Consider the following 17,818-nt stretch of genomic DNA (forward strand, 5'->3'; position numbering starts at 1 on the left):
TTGATGCTGCCCGGAAGCGGTTTCGCCGACCAGGCAGGAAATCCAGGGGGGATTCCCATGCGTCAGATCAACCGTGCCCTGCGCCAGGCCCGCGGCGTCGTTCCGGTCGTCGTGCTCACCGCCGGCCTGGTCGCCGGCGGCGCGATGACCGCTGCCCCGGCCGTCGCCGGGACCGCGCCGCTCAGCCTCACCGTCCAGCCGCCGTCCTCGATCGGCGCCGCGGGCGGTCCGGTGGAGTTCACCGAGACCATCAGCAACCAGGACAAGGAGGGCTGGGCAGTGGCCCTGCGGCTCACCGCCGAGACCAGCTTCGGCAGCTCGCCGGAGTTCATGAGCCTGGAGTGGCAGAACGAGCTCAACGGTCAGTGGGACGCGCTTCCGCTCACGTACCACGCGGAGGGCGGCAAGGCTGTGTTCGAGACCGTCGCGGGCAAGATCATCGTGCCGGCGGGGGAGAAGAAGGAGGTCCACCTGCGGATCGGTGCCCCGATGGGTACGCCACACGACGGCACCCCGAACCGCGGCATGATCCCGACCGTCAACCTCCGCTCGGAGGTCAAGGGTTGGTGGCAGGACCTCCCGGTCGAGCCGGCGGTGCAGGACAGTCGTGAGATCAAGGTCGGTGCCGTTTCCAACAGCCTCGCCGGCGTGCCCGCCAAGGCCGTCGCCGGTGGGGAGCCGATCGAGTTCGACGTGGCGCTCAAGAACCCGACCCCGTCCGCCTACACGAACCTCGACAGCCTGCTGATCACGGACAAGCGCGCCAAGGTGGAGGTCCGGGGCGCCGACGGCTCCTGGACCACCCTCTCCCCGGTCGTGTTCCTGGACAGTTCGACCGGGAGCTTCCACCTGGACGGCCACAACTCCTCTGCCGCTCCTGGCAGCACGGAGACCAAGCGCGTCCGGGTCGGCTACGCCGCCGGCACCACGACGGACCAGGCGCAGTTGCAGCCCTGCGTCACCGTCAACGAGCCGGCGGACGACAACGGGCAGATCCGGGGCACCTACTTCTGCTCCTCGGGCGCCGACGTCGAGATCACCGCGGCCCCCACGGCGCAGCCCACCACCCCGGCTCCGGCGAAGACCTCGGCCGTGTCCCACCCCGGCGGCGCGCCCGTCGTGAAGCCGGCCGGCCAGATCACCAGCGCCCCCGCCGGCCCCGTCACACAGCCTGCCGCCATCGCCTCGGCGGCCACCGACGTGCTCGTGCCCACCACCACCGGCGGCGCGGTCGCCGCCGCGGCCCCGGACGGCCGGCTCGCCGCCACCGGAGCCGATGGTGACCGGACCGGTCTCATCTCGGGCGTCGCCGCGCTGCTGCTCGGCGCGGGTGTCGCCACGGTCGCCCTGTTCCGCCGCCGCCGCGCCAACTGACGGCCCCCGGCCCGACCGACCGCCGGCCTGGGTGCGGAGAGCCGCTTCCGGGCCGGCGTGCCCGCCGCTCGGCGGGGCTGGATCTAACCCCTGCCGGGCACCGGCACCGGGAGGCCGAGGTGGTCCCGCAGGGTCGGGCCGGTGTAGTCGGTGCGGAACACCCCGCGCTCCTGGAGCAGCGGGACCACCTTGTCGACGAACTCGTCCAGGCCGCCCGGGGTGAGGTGCGGGACGAGGATGAAGCCGTCGGCCGCGTCGTTCTGCACGAAGTGGTCGATCTGCCCGGCGACGGTGGCGGGGGAGCCGATGAAGGACTGCCGGCCGGTCACCTCGATCACCAGCTCGCGGGTGGTGAGCCGCTTCTCCGCGGCGATCGCCCGCCAGCGTTCGGCGACGGCCAGCGGGTCGCCGAACCGGACCCGGCCCTGGGCGAGGGCGCTGTCCGGGTCGGGGTCGGTCTCCGGCAGCGGCCCGTCCGGGTCGTGGTCGGACAGGTCGACGCCCCAGACCTGTTCCAGGAAGGAGATCGCCGTCCGCGGCCCGACCTGGGCCCGGCGGACCTCGGTCGCGCGTTCGGCCGCCTCGGCGTCGGTGTCGCCGAGGACGAAGGTGGCCCCGGGCATGATCTTCAGCTCCTCCGGCCCGCGCCCGTACGCGGCGAGCCGGCGCTTGACGTCCGCGTGGAAGGCCTGGCCGGCGGCGAGGGTGGAGTGCACGGTGAACACCACGTCGGCGGTGGCGGCGGCGAACTCCCGGCCCTCGTCGGAGTCCCCGGCCTGGATCACCACCGGGTGGCCCTGCGGCGGGCGGGGCAGCGAGAGCCGGCCCTCGACCTCGAAGTGCGGGCCGCGGTGCCGGACGCCCTCCTCCCCGGCGTCCCAGAACTCCCTGGCCAGCTGCACGGATTCGGCGGCCCGGGTGTAGCGGTCGGCGCGGTCCAGGTAGCCGCCGCGGCGGAAGTTCTCCCCGGTGAAGGCGTCCGAGGAGGTGACCACGTTCCAGGCCGCGCGTCCTGCGGAGAGGTGGTCCAGCGAGGCGAAGCGGCGGGCCAGTTCGTACGGCTCGTTGAAGGTCGCGTTGACGGTGGCGGCCAGCCCGATCCGCTCGGTGACGGCGGCCAGCGCGTTCAGCACGGTGATCGACTCGGGGCGGCCGACCACGTCCAGGTCGTGGATGCGGCCCTTGTGCTCGCGCAGCCGCAGGCCCTCGGCGAGGAAGAAGAAGTCGAACTTCCCGCGCTCGGCGGTCTGCGCGAGGTGGCGGAAGGAGTCGAACTCGATGTGGCTGCCGGAGGCCGGGTCGCTCCACACCGTGGTGTTGTTGACGCCGGGGAAGTGCGCGGCGAGGTGGATCTGCTTGAGCGGGCGGTCCGTCATCGGGTCACCTCGGCGAGTGCGAGAGCGGGGGCGGCGGTCGCGGCGGCGGCGGGCGGGGCGGTGTAGCGGCCGGCCGGGCGGGCCAGGCCGAGGTGGTCGCGCAGGGTGCGGCCGGTGTAGCCGGTGCGCAGCAGTCCGGCGGCGCGCAGGGCGGGGGCGATCCGGTCGGCCAGGGCGGTGAGGTCGCGGACCGGGTCGGCGGGGACGAGGTGGAACCCGTCGACGCCGGTGCCGGTCGCGGTGAGCTCGGCGAGCAGGCGTTCCTCGGCGGCCCGGTCGGGCAGGGCGGAGCGGGCGGTGTCGAGCCGGGCGAGGATCCGCAGGTGCTCGCCGGCGCGCAGCCGCAGCTCGGTGGCGGCGGTCAGCCGGGCGTCCCGGTCGGGGGCGTCGAGCAGGACGACGTCGGCGTGCCGGATCGCGGCGGCGACCCGGGCGCGTCCGCCGGGGGAGGCGTCCGGGGCGAGGTCGGCCGCGGCCACCGGTACCGCGACCACCGGGCGGCCCTGCGGCGGGCGCGGGGTGATCGACGGGCCGCGGACCGAGAAGTGCCGGCCCTCGAAGTCGATGTAGTGCAGCTTGTCGCGGTCGATGAACCGCCCGGTGGCGGTGTCGCGGATCTCCGCGTCGTCCTCCCAGCTGTCCCAGAGCCGGGCGGCGACCTCGACGGCGTCGGCGGCCTCGGCCCACAGCTCGTCGGCGGGGGCGACCGGCCGGCGGCCGAAGGCCCTCGCCTCGGCCTCGGTGGTGGAGACGCCGACCAGCCAGCCGGCCCGGCCCTTGCTGACCCAGTCCAGGGTGTTGACGGAGATGGAGGTGTGGAAGGGCTCGGTGTGGGTGGTGGTGACGGTCGGCACCAGTCCGACCCGGCCGGTCAGCGGGGCGATCCGGGCGAGGGCGGCGAGCGCGTCCGGGCGGCCGGGCTCGGGGTCGAAGGAGTCGTCGAGGGTGACGAAGTCCAGGGTGGCCCGCTCGGCGAGGCCGGCGAGGGCGGTGTAGCGCCCGGCGTCGAAGCGGCCCGGGCTGTCGGGGCTGTCGAGGGCGGCGGACAGGTGGAGCTGGCGGGGCATGGTCGGCCTGACTTTCCTCGTGCGGACGCGTGCGCGCACCGCCGGTCCGTACGGGGCCGGGGTGTGCGTGGGTACGCGGGTGCGCGGTGACGGCCCGTGGGCGCGAGCCGGTACGGGCGGGGAGGGGGGAGGGGCGCGCCGGGCGGGACGTCAGCCGGGCGGCGGCGGGGGAACGGTCAGGTCAGCCGCGACACGCCGCGGACCACACGCGACCGAAGTCGATGTGGCTGCGGGTGACCAGCGGGCACGAGGCGTTCACCGCTTCAGTTGACCAGGGCTTCCGGCGGTTCGTCAACCTGCGTTTCCGGCGGTCCGGAGCAGTCCGGAGCAGTCCGGGGCGGTCCGGACACGCCGAAGGCCCCGCCCCGCCGCTGGGGGAGCGGCGGCGGGGCGGGGCCTTCGGGCGGGGTGGCGCGGGCGTCAGGCCTTGGTGACGTCCTCGATCTCGTCGTCGTCCTCGCGACCGGGGGTCTTGAGGTCGAACTTGGTGATCGCGAAGCGGAAGAGGAAGTAGTACAGGGCGCCGAAGACCAGGCCGATCGGGATGATCAGCCACGGCTTGGTGGCCAGGTTCCAGTTCAGGCCGAAGTCGATCAGACCGGCCGAGAAGCCGAAGCCGTCGTGCACGCCCAGGCCCCAGGTGACGGCCATCGAGAGGCCGGTGAGCAGCGCGTGGATCAGGTAGAGCACCGGCGCGATGAACATGAACGAGAACTCGATCGGCTCGGTGACACCGGTCACGAAGCTGGTCAGCGCGACGGAGACCATCATGCCGAGGACGGCCTTGCGGCGCTCGGGGCGCGCGGCGTGGGCGATCGCCAGGGCGGCGGCCGGGAGGCCGAACATCATGATCGGGAAGAAGCCCGACATGAACTGGCCGGCGGTCGGGTCGTTGTGGAAGAAGCGCGGGATGTCGCCGGTCCAGACGTGGCCGGAGGCGTCGGTGAAGCTGCCGACCTGCTGCTGGAAGAAGGTGTTCAGGAACTGGTGCATGCCGACCGGGATCAGCGCGCGGTTGGCGACGCCGTAGATGCCGGAGCCGGCGGCGCCGAGGCCGGTGAGCCAGTCGCTGGCGTGGGTCAGGCCGGTGCCGATCGGGCCCCAGAGCAGGCCCATGACGACGCCGAGCAGGGTGCCCACGAAGGCCATGATGATCGGGACCAGGCGGCGGCCGTTGAAGAAGCCGAGCCAGTCGACCAGCTTCTTGCGGTGGAACCGCTGCCAGATCATCGCGCTCAGCAGACCGACCACGATGCCGCCGAAGACGCCCGGGTCCTGTGGCTTGCCCTTCGGCAGCGCCTCGGTGACGGTGCCGTCCATCGGGAAGACGGTGAGCACCTGCTTGAAGACCAGGTAGCCGACCAGGGCGGCCAGTGCGGTCGAGCCGTCGGCCTTCTTGGCGAAGCCGATGGCGACACCGACGCAGAACAGCAGCGCCAGGTTGCTGAACACGGCGTCACCGGCGGTGGCGAAGACCTCGGCGACCTTTCCCCAGCCGAGTCCGTCCTTGCCGAAGACGTCGGGCTGGCCGAGCCGGAGCAGGATGCCTGCGGCCGGCAGGACGGCGACCGGCAGCTGGAGGCTCCGGCCGATCTTCTGCAGGCCCTGGAGGACGTTCTGGCCGATCTTCTTGGCGGGGCTTGGCTGGGCCGGAGCCGTGGCGGGCGCCGGTGCCTGCGCAGACTGACTCATGGGGGTGGGTTCCTAACGGCATGGCGGTCGGTCGGGGGAAGGCACAGGGGGCCGAACCGCGAACTGGTCTACACCACGTGTGGTGTAGACCAGTTTTGTAGCACGGGTGGAGAAGGCGGGGAACCCTGGAAAGCGCTGACGCACGGAAGCGCTATGAAATCGAAACCTACGTGCGGAACGACGATCATGATTAGCGTAGGGATTGCGATTTTGGCTATTTGCGCAACAAAAAGAGCCGGTCCGCCGGCCGCGGTCCGGTCGGCGGCGGACGGAGGGGCGGCGCGGGCGGCGCGCCGGACGGGTGCGCACGGTGCGGCGAGTGCCGAGAGTGACCGTGACGTCGCGGATCCGGACGACCGTGGTGTTCCGCGCGCGGCCGGTCGCGCTCGGTGACGCCGCGGCTCGCCGGATCGCGGCCGAATTACCGTGGACCGGGTATCCGGTAGGGAATTCGGTCCTTTCCGGAAATGCCGAAGGCCCCCGGGCCGGCGGGTCCGGAGGCCATTGCGGAGGAAAGGGCGGCGGCGTCCCGCCTCAGGCCTTGGTGACGTCCTCGACCTCGCCCTCGTCCTCCCGCCCCGGGGTTTTCAGGTCGAATTTGACGATGATGAACCGGAAGAGCGCGTAGTACACCACGGCGAAGCAGGGGCCGATGATCAGGATCAGCCACGGCTTGGTGGCCAGCCCCCAGTTGATCACGTAGTCGATCAGGCCCGCCGAGAAGCTGAAGCCGTCGTGCACCCCGAGCCCCCAGGTCACCGCCATCGAGGCGCCGGTCAGCAGCGCGTGCACGGCGTACAGGGCCGGGGCGATGTAGGCGAAGGAGTACTCGATCGGCTCGGTCACGCCGGTGACGAGGGACGTCAGGCCGACCGAGAGCATCAGGCCGTAGATCTCCTTGCGGCGGTGCGGCTTGGCGGCGTGCGCGATCGCGAGCGCCGCGGCCGGCAGCGCGAACATCATGATGGGGAAGAAGCCGGACAGGAACTGGCCGGCCGTCGGGTCGCCCGCCAGGAAACGCGGGATGTCGCCGTGCACGATCGTGCCGTCGGCCTTGGTGAACTCGCCGAACTGGAACCAGACGAAGGTGTTCAGCAGCTGGTGCATCCCGATCAGCAGCAGCGCGCGGTTGAACAGGCCGAAGATGCCGGCGCCGCCCGCGCCGAGATCGGCCAGGTTCTGCGAGAAGTCGTTGAGGCCGCGGCCGATCGGCGGCCAGACCCAGAGCGCGAGGACGGCGACCACCAGGCCCACCAGGGCGGTGATCATCGGCACCAGGCGGCGGCCGTTGAAGAAGCCCAGCCAGTCCACCAGCCTGGTGCGGTGGAACCGTACCCACAGCCAGGCCGACATCAGGCCGATCAGGATGCCGCCGAGCACCCCCGGGTTCTGGTACGTCGCGGCCGCGGCCTTCGCCGAGGTGTAGTCCACGCACTGGCCGGTCCAGGCGTCGGGGACCAGGACGGTCCCGTTCTTGCAGCTCTCCGGGAAGGCGTGCAGGACCTTGTAGTAGACGAGGAAGCCGACCACCGCCGCCAGCGCCGTCGACCCGTCCGCCTTCTTGGCCATGCCGATCGCCACGCCGATGCAGAACAGCATCGGCAGGCCGAGGGAGGAGTCGAGCAGCGCGCCGCCGGCCGCGGCGAAGACCTTGGCGACGTTGTTCCAGCCCAGGCCGTCCTTGCCGAACACGTCCGGCTGGCCGAGCCGGTTGAGGATGCCGGCCGCCGGGAGCACCGCCACCGGCAGCTGCAGCGAACGGCCCATCTTCTGGAGGCCGCCGTAGAAGGTGTGCCACCACGTGGTCTGCGGGGCCGTGGCGCCTGCCGAACTCATCCTTCGACCTCCGGGAGCAGTTGCCGGCCGCTGGCCCCCTGCGGGACCCTCGGGCGGGGTCAGGAACCCCCGGGGTCCTTTCTGCGTTCATCGGAGTACACATATATTGGTGTAGACCACTTTGGGACGCAGGCCGCACTCCGGGGCGCCGGCCCCGCTGATCGTCATCCTCGGGCGACGATCCGGAGCCTGCCCGCCGGGCTGGGCCAAAAGTGGACTAACGTGGCAAACCGGTCCTGTGCGGGTGATGCTGGTCGCGCTGCCCGGCAGCGCGACCACAGCTGAACCCGCGTCAGTCACCGACCCGGACCTCGCCGCTCAGGCCGAGGGACGACCCCCACAGCACAGCGCACGACGGCACCCGGCAGAGCGGCCGGCGGGCCGAGACAGAGGGAGAAACCAATGGCCAGCAAGGCTGAGAAGATCGTCGCCGGTCTGGGCGGCATCGACAACATCGAAGAGGTCGAGGGCTGCATCACCCGCCTGCGCACCGAGGTCAAGGACGCCTCCCTGGTCGACGAGGCCGCCCTCAAGGCCGCCGGCGCCCACGGCGTCGTCAAGATGGGCACCGCGATCCAGGTCGTCATCGGCACCGACGCCGACCCGATCGCCGCCGACATCGAGGACATGATGTGAGCTGAGCCACCGGGCTCACCCACCGAGCCGCCCAGGCTCACCCGCCCCGGCCCGCCGCCCCGCCCAGGGGACGGCGGGCCGCGGCGCACCCGCGGCCCCCGCAGCCGCGGTCCCCGCACCCGCGGCCCGTCAGGGCCCGTCGCGGCGGGCCTCCGCATGCAGGGCCTCCGCGCGCAGGGCCGAGCCGTATCCGAACCGCCGTCCGGAACCACTACGCTCAATGCCTATGTCACGCATCGACGGCCGCACCCCCGAACAGCTCCGCCCGATCACCATCGAGCGGGGCTGGAGCAAGCACGCCGAAGGCTCCGTCCTGATCTCCTACGGCGACACCAAGGTGCTGTGCACCGCCAGCGTCACCGAGGGCGTCCCCCGCTGGCGCAAGGGCAGCGGCGAAGGCTGGGTCACCGCCGAGTACTCCATGCTCCCGCGCGCCACCAACACCCGCGGCGACCGCGAGTCCGTCAAGGGCCGCATCGGCGGCCGCACCCACGAGATCAGCCGGCTCATCGGCCGCTCGCTGCGCGCCGTCGTGGACCACCGGGCCCTCGCCGAGAACACCATCGTCCTCGACTGCGACGTCCTCCAGGCCGACGGCGGCACCCGCACCGCCGCCATCACCGGCGCCTACGTCGCCCTCGTCGACGCCGTCGCCTGGGCCCGCGACAAGAAGCTCCTGCGCGCCAAGGGCCAGCCCATCACCGGCGGCGTCAGCGCCGTCAGCGTCGGCATCATCGACGGCACCCCGATGCTCGACCTCCGCTACGAGGAGGACGTGCGCGCCGAGACCGACATGAACATCGTCTGCACCTCCGACGGCCGCTTCGTCGAGGTCCAGGGCACCGCCGAAGGCGCACCCTTCGACCGTGCCCTGCTCGACCGGCTGCTCGACCTCGGCACCCTCGGCTGCGCGGAGCTGGACGAGATCCAGCGCAAGGCCCTGGAGGCCTGAACCCGCGCGGGCCCCGCAACCGTGACTCCGGACGGACGCCCCGCCGCGCCGTCTGCTGTACAGGCCGGGCCCGGAGACCGTACGGTTCCCGCAGCACCCCCGCTGCGGGAACCGCGCACCCCCCGGCGCGCGTCCCCCACCACGGAACCCGCGCCCCACAGGAGGACCGGATGCCGTCCAGCATCGCCCGCCCCGCCGCCCTCGCCGTGGCCGGACTGATCGCGATCCTCCCGCTCAGCATGGTGAGTTGCTCCGCCGCACAGAAGGCGATCGACTGCGGCAACACCGCCGTGAAGATCACCGGCGACATCGCCGACGTCACCAAGGCCTACGACAACGCGAGCAACGACTCCGCGGCCGCCGGGAAGGCGCTGCAGAAGCTCAAGACCGACCTCGACCAGGTCGGCAAGAACTCCAAGAGCACCGACGTCGCCAAGGCCGTGACGGACCTGCAGAAGCAGGTCGAGAACGTGCAGCGGGCCGCCGACAAGAACGAGGTCCCCGACCTCAAGCCACTCGGCAGCGCCGCCGGCAACCTCACCTCGGCCTGCACCGGCTGACCGCCCCCGGTTCCTGGATAGGGTGGGCGATATGTCCACCCGTCTGATCCTCGCCACCCGCAACCAGCACAAGGTCGCCGAGCTGCGCGCCATCCTCACCGACGCCGGCCTGGACGTCGAACTCGTCGGCGCCGACGCCTACCCCGAGATCCCGGACGTCCCCGAGACCGGCGTCACCTTCGCCGAGAACGCCCTGCTCAAGGCCCACGCCCTGGCCCGCGCCACCGGCCTGCCCGCCGTCGCCGACGACTCCGGCCTCTGCGTGGACGTGCTCAACGGCGCGCCCGGCATCTTCTCCGCCCGCTGGGCCGGAAAGCACGGCGACGACCGCGCCAACCTCGACCTGCTGCTCGCCCAGCTCTCCGACATCGCCGAACCCCACCGCGGCGCCCACTTCTTCTGCGCCGCCGCCCTGGCCCTCCCCGATGGCACCGAACGCGTCGTCGAGGGCCGCCTCCTCGGCACCCTCCGCACCACCCCGGCCGGCGACGGCGGCTTCGGCTACGACCCGATCCTCCAGCCCCTCGGCGAGACCCGCACCTGCGCCGAACTCACCGCCGCCGAGAAGAACGCCATCAGCCACCGCGGCCAGGCCTTCCGCGCCCTGGCCCCGGTCGTCAAGGCCCTCATCGGCTGACGCTTCGCAGGAACGACGATGGCCCGCTTCCCTTCGATTCGAAGGGAAGCGGGCCATTTCGCTCAGTACGCCCGGTGGGACTCGAACCCACGACACTGCGGACCTAAACCGCATCTCTCTAGCCAGCTGGAGTACGGGCGCACGTCAAAGCAAGCGTACCGGTAGACGGATCCCGTCGCGGCCGCTTTCTCGGAATCGGATCAGCTATGCGGCGATGTCCGTCCGGGGGTCGGTGCGGTTCTTGTTGCGGCCGCAGTAGGTCGGTGTGATGGAGTGGCAGTTGGGGCACAGGAGGCGGAGGTTCTCGCGCCGGTTGTCGAGCCAGTCGCCGTTGATGTGGTCGACCTCCAGGGTCATCGGCTGCCCGAGCCAGATCGGAGGGGTGCCGCACGACTCGCAGAGGTCGGGGTGCCCGATGTGCACGAGCATGGTGCGAAGCCGATCGCCGGGGACTCGCTGGCTGCCCGGCGGGCGCTGCACGAGCAACTCCTCGGCAGTGCGCCGTGGACCGGTCTTCCGCCCCTTGTTGTGCGCCTGTCCGGTGAAGTGGCCGGTGTCGAGCTGGTGGAAGTCGATGGCCTCCCGCACCAGCGTCCGCGAGTTGCCGCAATCGGTCATCCCGAGAGCGAGGATCACGCCGCGCACGCTTCGGTGCGCGGCCACGGCCCGGGCCAGGGTGTCCTTGGGGATGGCCTCGACCCTGCTTCGGCCATCACTCCTGAGCCTGAAGTGTCCGGTGTCGATGCCGAGTTCGGCCAGCCGCTTCTTCAGGTACGAGTAGAGGCTGTCGTACGGGGTGACGCCCAGGTGGGCCATCACCTCGTTGATGCTGTAGCTGTGCGCCGCGGCATCGGCCAGTGCCTCGCGCGAGTAGCGGCGGCGACCGTAGTCGGGTCGCCCCTGGTTGAAGTGCGAGGTGTCGATGCCGTAGTGGCGGAGCCGCTTGCTCAGGTAGCTGTGCGTGCCGCCCGCCATCGGCACGCCGAGCTTGCGCATCATCTCGTTGACGCTGCCGGACTCGGCGGCGAGTGCGGCCAGCAGTTCGCGGGTGTACTTGACCTGCACGGGTCCCCCTGTGGGCTGGTGGAACCCCTTCCCCGGTGTGCGAACGAGCGGCGGGTCGATTGGTTACGGTCTCCCGGATGTTTGGCTGTTGATTACCAATTGGTACAGACCTATTGACCTATGTGGTTCAGACCACATAGCTTCGGCGCCAATTGCAATCCCCCACGTGCGTGCTCCCCCACAGGTACGCGCAGGCACTCTCTCCTGGAGGACCGAGTGTTGATCCGATCCACGGCGGAGCGGCGTCCCACCGCTGCGCACCGCCGTAAGAGCGCCCGGGCGGGTGTGGCCTCGTTGGCGGCGGCGTCGCTGGCCGGGCTGCTGATGGCGACGCTGGGTGCGGCGCCCTCGCAGGCGTCGGCGGCCGTCGACAACGCGGCCTGTCGCCCGGACGGGCTGTACCAGACCCCCGGGGTGGACGTCCCGTACTGCTCCGTCTACGACACCGGCGGGCGCGAGAAGATGGGCGCGGACCACCAGCGCCGCATCATCGGCTACTTCACCGGCTGGCGCACCGGCAAGAACGGCGACCAGCCGTACCTGGTGAGTGACGTGCCCTGGGACAAGGTCACCCACCTCAACTACGCCTTCGGGCACGTCGGCGGCGACAACAAGCTGTCCGTCGGCGCGGACGGCCCGACCAACGAGGCCACCGGGATCTCCTTCCCGGGCGTGCCCGGGGCCGAGCTCGACCCGACGCTGCCCTACAAGGGCCATTTCAATCTGCTGACGAAGTACAAGAAGCAGTACCCGAACGTCAAGACCATGATCTCGGTGGGTGGTTGGACCGAGACCGGCGGCTACTTCGGGGACGACGGCAAGCGCGTCAACACCGGCGGCTTCTACTCGATGACCGTCAATCCGGACGGCAGTGTCAACCAGGCCGGCATCGACACCTTCGCCGCCTCGTCGGTCGACTTCATCCGCAAGTACGGGTTCAACGGCGTCGACATCGACTACGAGTACCCGACCTCGATGAAGGACGCCGGCAACCCGCTGGACTGGCAGCTGGCCAACTCCAAGCGCGGCTCGCTGGCCAAGGGCTACGCGGCGCTGATGAAGTCGCTGCGGGAGGGTCTGGACAAGGCGGGCGCCGCCGACGGCAAGCACTACCTGCTGTCGGTCGCGGCCCCGTCCTCCGGCTACCTGCTGCGCGGCATGGAGACCTTCCAGGTGGCGAAGTACCTGGACTACGTCAACATCATGTCGTACGACCTGCACGGTGCCTGGAACAAGTACGTCGGCCCGAACGCCTCGCTGTTCGACGACGGCAAGGACGGCGAGCTGGCGGCGGCCAACGTCTACGGCACCGGCCAGTACGGCGGCATCGGCTACCTGAACGCCGACTGGTCGTACCACTACTTCCGCGGCTCGATGCCCGGCGGCCGGATCAACGTCGGCCTGCCGTACTACACCCGCGGTTTCAAGAACGTCCAGGGCGGCACCAACGGCCTCTGGGGCACGGCCTCCGCGACCACCTGCCCGGTGGGCTCCGGCCTGACCGCCTGCGGTGACGGCGCGGTCGGCATCGACAACATCTGGAACGACAAGGACGACGCGGGCAAGGAGTCCCCGGCCGGGTCGAACCCGATGTGGCACGCCAAGAACCTGGAGAAGGGCATCCTGCCCGACTACCTGGCCAAGTACGGCGTGACGGACACCGCGCTGCAGGGCAGCTACGCCCGCAACTACAGCTCCTCCCTGGTGGCGCCGTGGCTGTGGAACGACGCCAAGAAGGTGTTCCTCTCCACCGAGGACGAGCAGTCGGTGGGCGCCAAGGCCGACTACATCGTCAACCAGGGCGCGGGCGGCGCGATGATCTGGGAGCTCGCGGGCGACTACAAGTGGGACGCCGCCGCGAACGGCGGCAAGGGCGAGTACGTCCCCGGCTCGACGCTGACCTCGCTGATGTACGACAAGTTCAAGTCGGCGGCCCCGTACGGCGCGACCCGTGCCACGACCGCGCTGCCGCAGCAGACCCTGCCGGTCGACGTGTCGTTCACCAACTTCGCGCTGGGCGACTCGAACTACCCGATCAACCCGAAGCTGCACATCGTCAACAACTCGACGCTGACCCTGCCGGGCGGCACCGAGTTCCAGTTCGACTACGGCAACTCGGCCCCGGGCAACGCCAAGGACCAGTCCGGCTTCGGGCTGCAGGTCATCAGGCAGGACAACCCGGGCCCGGGCAACGTGGGCGGCCTGAAGGGCACCTACAACCGGGTGTCGGTCAAGCTGCCGGGCTGGCAGTCGCTGGCGCCGGGCGCCTCGGTGGACATGGACTTCGTCTACTACCTGCCGGTGTCCACACCGTCGAACTGGACGGTCAACGTGGGCGGCACGCTGTACGGGATCAAGGGCGACCTGACCCGGGGTGCGACGGACGGCGGTACGACCCCGCCGACCACGCCTCCGACGACGCCTCCGACGACGCCGCCGACCACCCCGCCGACCACCCCGCCCACGACGCCTCCCACCACCCCGCCGACCACTCCGCCCACCACCCCGCCGACCACGCCGGCCGGTTGCGCGGGTGCGCCGGGCTGGGACGCGGGTACCACCTACGCGAGCACCACCAAGGTCTCGTGGAAGGGCCACTACTACCAGAACAAGTGGTGGACCAAGGGCGACGACCCCACGGCGAGCGGCGCGTGGGGGGTCTGGAGCGACCTCGGGGCCTGCTGAACTGACGGCGGCCCACTGAGGTGAGGGACGGCGGTGGCGGTGCACCCGGTCGGGGGGTGTGCCGCCACCGCTCCGTTTCCGGCGGGACGCCGGTGAGGAAGGGGTCAGGCCTCGATCTTGAGGTCGCGCAGCAGCTTGGCGACATGGCCGGTGGCCTTGACGTTGTAGAGCGCGCGCTCGACCTTGCCCTGCTCGTCGACGATGACCGTGGAGCGGATCACGCCCTGGTAGGTGCGGCCGTAGTTCTGCTTCTCGCCGTAGGCGCCGTACGCCTCCAGGACCTTGTTGTCCGGGTCGGAGAGCAGGGTGACCTTGAGGTTCTCGGTCTCGCGGAACTTGCCGAGCTTCTCCGGCTGGTCGGGCGAGATGCCGATGACGTCGTAGCCGGCGCCGGCGAAGACCGCCAGGTTGTCGGTGAAGTCGCAGGCCTGCTTGGTGCACCCCGGGGTGAGCGCCTTGGGGTAGAAGTAGACGATGACCTTGCGGCCCGCGTGGTCGGCGAGGGACACCTGGTTTCCGTCGGCGTCGGACAGGCTGAAGGCGGGCGCGGTGTCACCGGGCTGGAGACGCTCAGTCATGGGTGGACTCTCCTGGTGCGTGCTGCTGGGACGGGCGGTCGTACCACGGCAAACTTACCCCTGATGGTGGGTGGGGCCGCGCGGCCGAGTGCGGCAGCTGACACACTGGGGCCGTCGCACCGTGCGCAACGGAACGCACGGAACAACATCGGCAAGTGAATGGGGTGGCCCGAGTGGGCGAGGCGAGCACGCAGGACAAGTCGGCGCGGACGACCGCCCAGATCGAGGCGGACATCGCGAGCGCGCGCGACCGGTTGGCGTCGACCCTGGACGAGCTGGCCGTCCGCGTCCACCCGAGCACGATCTCCGCCCAGGTCAAGGCCAAGGCCGCGGCCGCCGTCGAGGAGAAGACGGCCCGGGCGTACGTGGCCGCCAGTGGCATGGTGGAGAAGGTCAAGGCGCAGTTCGTGGACGAGAAGGGGCAGCCGCGGCGGGAGCGGATCGTGCCGGCCGCGCTGGTCGGCGTGGGCCTGGTGCTGCTGGTCGCCTCCTCCCGCCGGCGCCGCAAGGACTGACCCGCGACCGCGACAGCGGGCGCGACCGCGGGAGAGGGCAAGGGCCGGGCGCCGGTGCGCGCCCGGCCTTCCGCGCGCCCGGCCTTCCGCGCGCCCGGCCTTCCGCGCGCCCGGCCTTCGGCGCGCGCCCGGCCTTCCGCATGCCGGGCCAGCGTCACGCTCCGCGCCCGGGGGCGGTACCTTCGGGACCGTGAGTACGAACGACGAGACCCACTCCGACCACGGGCACGATGCCACCCGCCACGACCGGCTGGGTGAGAAGCTGCCGATCCGGATGCTGCACGACCGCGTGCTGGTGCGGATCGAGGGCAGCGAGGGTGAACGCCGCTCCACCGGCGGCATCCTGATCCCGGCGACGGCGGAGCTGTCCAAGCGCTGCACGTGGGCCGAGGCCGTCGCGGTGGGCCAGAGCGTGCGCTCGGTGGAGCCGGGCGACCGGGTGCTGTACGACCCCGAGGACAAGCTGGAGGTCGAGGTCCGCGGCGCCACCTACGTGCTGCTGCGTGAGCGTGACCTGCACGCGGTGGCCGCGACCCGCTTCGGTGACACCGAGGGGTCGACCGGGCTGTACCTGTGACCGCGCGGCGTCTGCGGTACTTCTTCGAGGCCGGGGTGGTCGGCACGGCGCTGTGGCCGGACGACGTGGAGAGCCCGTACGGCTACCCGGCCGAGCTCGACCTCCTGCCGATCAGTGCCGCGCTCGCGGCCGAGCTGGACCGGCTGTCCTCCTGGTTCCAGTCCTCGCTCGACTGGGACGACCCGGGCGGCCCCTCGCCGTGGTCGCGGGACGAGGGGGTCCGCTTCGAGGCCGCCGCCCGGGCCGCCCTGGAGGCGCTGCGCGGGGAGCTCGGCCCGGAGTGGACGGTCGTGGACCGGCTGCGGCCGCCCAGGTGAGCGGTCGCCGCCCCGGTGGCGCTCAGGCCAGCAGTGTGCCGCCGTCCACGGTGACCACCGTGCCGGTGGCGAAGCGCTGCTCCATCAGGTAGGCGTACGCCTCGGCGGCGTCCTCGGGTTCGCCGATCCGGCCGAGGGGGAGGCCGGCGGCGGTGGCGGCGTAGAGCTGCTCGCGGTCGGCGTCCGGCAGGCCGGACCAGAGCGGGGTGCGGATCACGCCGGCCCGGACGGCGTTGACCCGGATCGGGGCGAGCTCGACGGCCAGGGCCCTGACCAGGGACTCGACGGCGCCGCAGATGCTCGCGGCGACGCTCCAGCCCGGTCCCGGCCGCAGGCCCGCGGTGCCGGAGGTGAGGGTGACCGAGCCGCCGGGGCGCAGCCGGGGCGCGGCGGCGCGGACGGCGTCGAGGGCGCCGAAGTAGCGCAGGGTGAAGAGGCGGCGGGCGGCGTCGAGGTCCAGGTCGGCGAGCGGGGTCAGGGCGAGCGGCTCGCCGGCGGTGAAGACCAGGTGGTCGACGGGGCCGAGGCGGTCGAACAGGGCGGTGACCAGGGCGCTGTCGGTGAGGTCGACGACCTCGGCGGTGGTGCCGGTGGGCAGGGTGGCGAGGGCGCGTTCGGCGCTGTCGGCACGGCTGGAGACGACGGTGACGCGGGCGCCGCGGCGGGCGGCGAGGCCGGCGGTGGCGAGGCCGAGGCCGGAGGTGCCGCCGAGGACGACGGCGTGCTGGTCGGTGAGGGACACGGTGGTGCCTTTCGGGCCGGGGGAGCGGTTCGGGGGGTGCTTCGGGGGGTGCTTCGGGGGGTGTGCCGGGGGTGTTCCGGGGTGTGTTCCGGGGGGGTGTGTCGATCCTGGGTCGCGCGGGGCGCGGGCGTCCAAGACCTGTTCCGTCCGCTGTCATACCCTCGGGGTATCAGTCGAGGTGGGGAACCCGGAGGGCGGGCGATGGACGTCGATCTGCGGAAGCTGCGGTACTTCGTCGCGGTGGCTCGACAGCTGCATTTCGGGCGGGCGGCGGCCGAGTTGCACATCGCGCAGCCGGTGCTGTCCCGGCAGATCCGGGCCTTGGAGGCGGAGTTCGGTGCGCAGCTGTTCCGGCGGGACCGCCGGTCCACGGAACTGACCTGTGCGGGGCGGCAGTTGCTGGAGGACGCGCCGCAGTTGCTGGCGGCGGCGGAGGCGTTGCGGCGCCGGGTGGAGCGGTCGGCGGACGACCGGACGCGGTTCGTGGTGGGGTTCATGCCGGGGATCACGGTGACGGCCGTCGCGCGGGCGATGTGCGGGCGGCATCCGGGGCTGGCGGTGGAGGTGGTCCGGACGTCCTGGGCGGACCAGGCGCAGGTGGTGCTGGACGGGCGGGTGGACGTGTCCTTCGTACGGCTGCCGGTCGACCAGCGGGGGCTGGCGCTGCGTCCGCTGTTCGCCGAGCCGCGGGTGGTGGCGCTGCCGGCCGGGCACCGGCTGGCGGGTGAACCGTCGGTGGTGATGGCCGAGTTGGGCGGGGAGCGGCTGTTGCAGGATCCGGACGCGGTGCCGGAGTGGCGGGACCTGCCGGTGCCGGCCGGGCGGCGGCCGGAGCGGGCCCGGCCGAGCGCGGACACCGTGGAGGAGAAGCTGGAGTACGTGGCGGCGCACGAGGGGATGGTGGTGCTGCCGCTGTCGGTGGCGGCGTTCTACACCCGGTCGGACGTGGTGCACGTGCCGATCTCCGACATCGCGCCCAACCGGGTCTGCCTGGCGTGGGCGGCGGGCCGGACCTCGCCGCTGCTGGCGGAGTTCGCGGAGCTCGCGACGGAACTCGCGGCGGGCGGTGCGGGCGCCGGGCCGGAGTTGTCGGTGAGCGGTGCGGGCGGTGCGGGCGCCGGGCCGGAGTTGTCGGTGAGCGGTGCGGGTGGTGCGGGCGCGGGCCCGGAGCTGTCGGTGGCCGGAACTGTCGGTGGCAGCCGCTAGGGT

The 17,818-nt window shown here is 71.9% G+C and carries 17 protein-coding genes and 1 tRNA gene; 10 read left to right on the plus strand and 8 right to left on the minus strand.

Translation table 11 applies throughout. The features are described 5' to 3' along the window. Nucleotides 1-57 precede the first annotated feature (57 nt). Nucleotides 58-1,374 carry a hypothetical protein gene (locus tag ACYP53_RS13375; RefSeq protein ID WP_459647484.1) on the plus strand — a complete coding sequence of 439 codons (1,317 nt, stop codon included), beginning with the start codon at nucleotides 58-60 and terminating at the stop codon, nucleotides 1,372-1,374. An 83-nt stretch (nucleotides 1,375-1,457) separates the two neighbouring features. Here the strand turns inward: ACYP53_RS13375 and ACYP53_RS13380 are convergent, their stop codons facing one another. The 4 genes from ACYP53_RS13380 to ACYP53_RS13395 all read right to left on the minus strand — a co-directional run bounded on the left by ACYP53_RS13380 (nucleotide 1,458) and on the right by ACYP53_RS13395 (nucleotide 7,345). Further along, nucleotides 1,458-2,750, minus strand: coding sequence for an LLM class flavin-dependent oxidoreductase (locus tag ACYP53_RS13380; protein WP_189919147.1), 1,293 nt, complete (start codon nucleotides 2,748-2,750; stop codon nucleotides 1,458-1,460). Then, nucleotides 2,747-3,817 carry an LLM class flavin-dependent oxidoreductase gene (locus ACYP53_RS13385; protein ID WP_459647485.1) on the minus strand — a complete coding sequence of 357 codons (1,071 nt, stop codon included), beginning with the start codon at nucleotides 3,815-3,817 and terminating at the stop codon, nucleotides 2,747-2,749. Before ACYP53_RS13385 ends, ACYP53_RS13380 begins: the two co-directional genes overlap by 4 nt. A gap of 420 nt (nucleotides 3,818-4,237) precedes the next feature. Continuing rightward, nucleotides 4,238-5,509 (minus strand): PTS transporter subunit EIIC, encoded by a 1,272-nt coding sequence (locus ACYP53_RS13390; protein ID WP_189919151.1) that lies wholly within the window; start codon nucleotides 5,507-5,509, stop codon nucleotides 4,238-4,240. Between the two features lie 534 nt (nucleotides 5,510-6,043). After that, on the minus strand, nucleotides 6,044-7,345 hold the full coding sequence (locus ACYP53_RS13395; protein ID WP_459647486.1) for a PTS transporter subunit EIIC: 1,302 nt from the start codon (nucleotides 7,343-7,345) through the stop codon (nucleotides 6,044-6,046). Nucleotides 7,346-7,747: 402 nt separating this feature from the next. Here ACYP53_RS13395 and ACYP53_RS13400 point away from each other — a divergent pair, with 402 nt between their 5' ends. From ACYP53_RS13400 to rdgB, 4 genes are all read left to right on the plus strand, one after another. After that, a complete protein-coding gene (locus ACYP53_RS13400; RefSeq protein WP_030060521.1) occupies nucleotides 7,748-7,981 on the plus strand; it encodes a glucose PTS transporter subunit EIIB in 234 nt (77 codons plus the stop codon). 226 nt (nucleotides 7,982-8,207) lie between these two features. Further along, nucleotides 8,208-8,933, plus strand: a complete 726-nt coding sequence (gene rph, locus ACYP53_RS13405; protein WP_189919155.1) for a ribonuclease PH — start codon at nucleotides 8,208-8,210, stop codon at nucleotides 8,931-8,933. A 170-nt stretch (nucleotides 8,934-9,103) separates the two neighbouring features. Next, the gene (locus tag ACYP53_RS13410; RefSeq protein WP_189919157.1) at nucleotides 9,104-9,493 is read left to right on the plus strand and encodes a hypothetical protein; all 390 of its coding nucleotides are present in this window, start codon (nucleotides 9,104-9,106) and stop codon (nucleotides 9,491-9,493) included. 31 nt (nucleotides 9,494-9,524) lie between these two features. Then, the gene (gene rdgB, locus ACYP53_RS13415; protein ID WP_189919167.1) at nucleotides 9,525-10,130 is read left to right on the plus strand and encodes an RdgB/HAM1 family non-canonical purine NTP pyrophosphatase; all 606 of its coding nucleotides are present in this window, start codon (nucleotides 9,525-9,527) and stop codon (nucleotides 10,128-10,130) included. A gap of 66 nt (nucleotides 10,131-10,196) precedes the next feature. Here rdgB and ACYP53_RS13420 read toward each other — a convergent pair. Continuing rightward, a tRNA-Leu gene (locus tag ACYP53_RS13420) sits at nucleotides 10,197-10,271 on the minus strand. Between the two features lie 63 nt (nucleotides 10,272-10,334). After that, nucleotides 10,335-11,195, minus strand: coding sequence for an HNH endonuclease signature motif containing protein (locus ACYP53_RS13425; protein ID WP_189919170.1), 861 nt, complete (start codon nucleotides 11,193-11,195; stop codon nucleotides 10,335-10,337). 324 nt (nucleotides 11,196-11,519) lie between these two features. On the opposite strand from ACYP53_RS13425, the gene ACYP53_RS13430 reads away from it, so the two are divergent. After that, nucleotides 11,520-13,880, plus strand: coding sequence for a chitinase C-terminal domain-containing protein (locus tag ACYP53_RS13430; protein WP_229928827.1), 2,361 nt, complete (start codon nucleotides 11,520-11,522; stop codon nucleotides 13,878-13,880). Nucleotides 13,881-13,984: 104 nt separating this feature from the next. Here ACYP53_RS13430 and bcp read toward each other — a convergent pair whose 3' ends face one another. Continuing rightward, a complete protein-coding gene (gene bcp, locus ACYP53_RS13435; RefSeq protein ID WP_391554595.1) occupies nucleotides 13,985-14,458 on the minus strand; it encodes a thioredoxin-dependent thiol peroxidase in 474 nt (157 codons plus the stop codon). A gap of 173 nt (nucleotides 14,459-14,631) precedes the next feature. Here bcp and ACYP53_RS13440 point away from each other — a divergent pair, with 173 nt between their 5' ends. From ACYP53_RS13440 to ACYP53_RS13450, 3 genes are all read left to right on the plus strand, one after another. Then, complete coding sequence (locus tag ACYP53_RS13440; protein WP_189919176.1) at nucleotides 14,632-14,973, plus strand: DUF3618 domain-containing protein; 342 nt, start codon at nucleotides 14,632-14,634, stop codon at nucleotides 14,971-14,973. Nucleotides 14,974-15,247: 274 nt separating this feature from the next. Next, entirely contained in the window at nucleotides 15,248-15,550 is a 303-nt protein-coding gene (locus ACYP53_RS13445) for a GroES family chaperonin (RefSeq protein ID WP_079136310.1), read from the plus strand. Beyond that, nucleotides 15,547-15,867: a hypothetical protein gene (locus ACYP53_RS13450; RefSeq protein ID WP_459647487.1), complete on the plus strand. Its 321-nt coding sequence runs from the start codon at nucleotides 15,547-15,549 to the stop codon at nucleotides 15,865-15,867. The genes ACYP53_RS13445 and ACYP53_RS13450 overlap by 4 nt, the downstream gene beginning before the upstream one ends. Before the next feature lie 22 nt (nucleotides 15,868-15,889). Here ACYP53_RS13450 and ACYP53_RS13455 read toward each other — a convergent pair whose 3' ends face one another. Continuing rightward, nucleotides 15,890-16,609, minus strand: a complete 720-nt coding sequence (locus tag ACYP53_RS13455) for an SDR family oxidoreductase (RefSeq protein ID WP_189919180.1) — start codon at nucleotides 16,607-16,609, stop codon at nucleotides 15,890-15,892. Between the two features lie 201 nt (nucleotides 16,610-16,810). Here ACYP53_RS13455 and ACYP53_RS13460 point away from each other — a divergent pair, with 201 nt between their 5' ends. Then, the gene (locus ACYP53_RS13460) at nucleotides 16,811-17,815 is read left to right on the plus strand and encodes a LysR family transcriptional regulator (protein ID WP_459647488.1); all 1,005 of its coding nucleotides are present in this window, start codon (nucleotides 16,811-16,813) and stop codon (nucleotides 17,813-17,815) included. The last annotated feature ends 3 nt before the right edge of the window (nucleotides 17,816-17,818 follow it).

The organism is Kitasatospora sp. Ki12 (assembly GCF_054601375.1).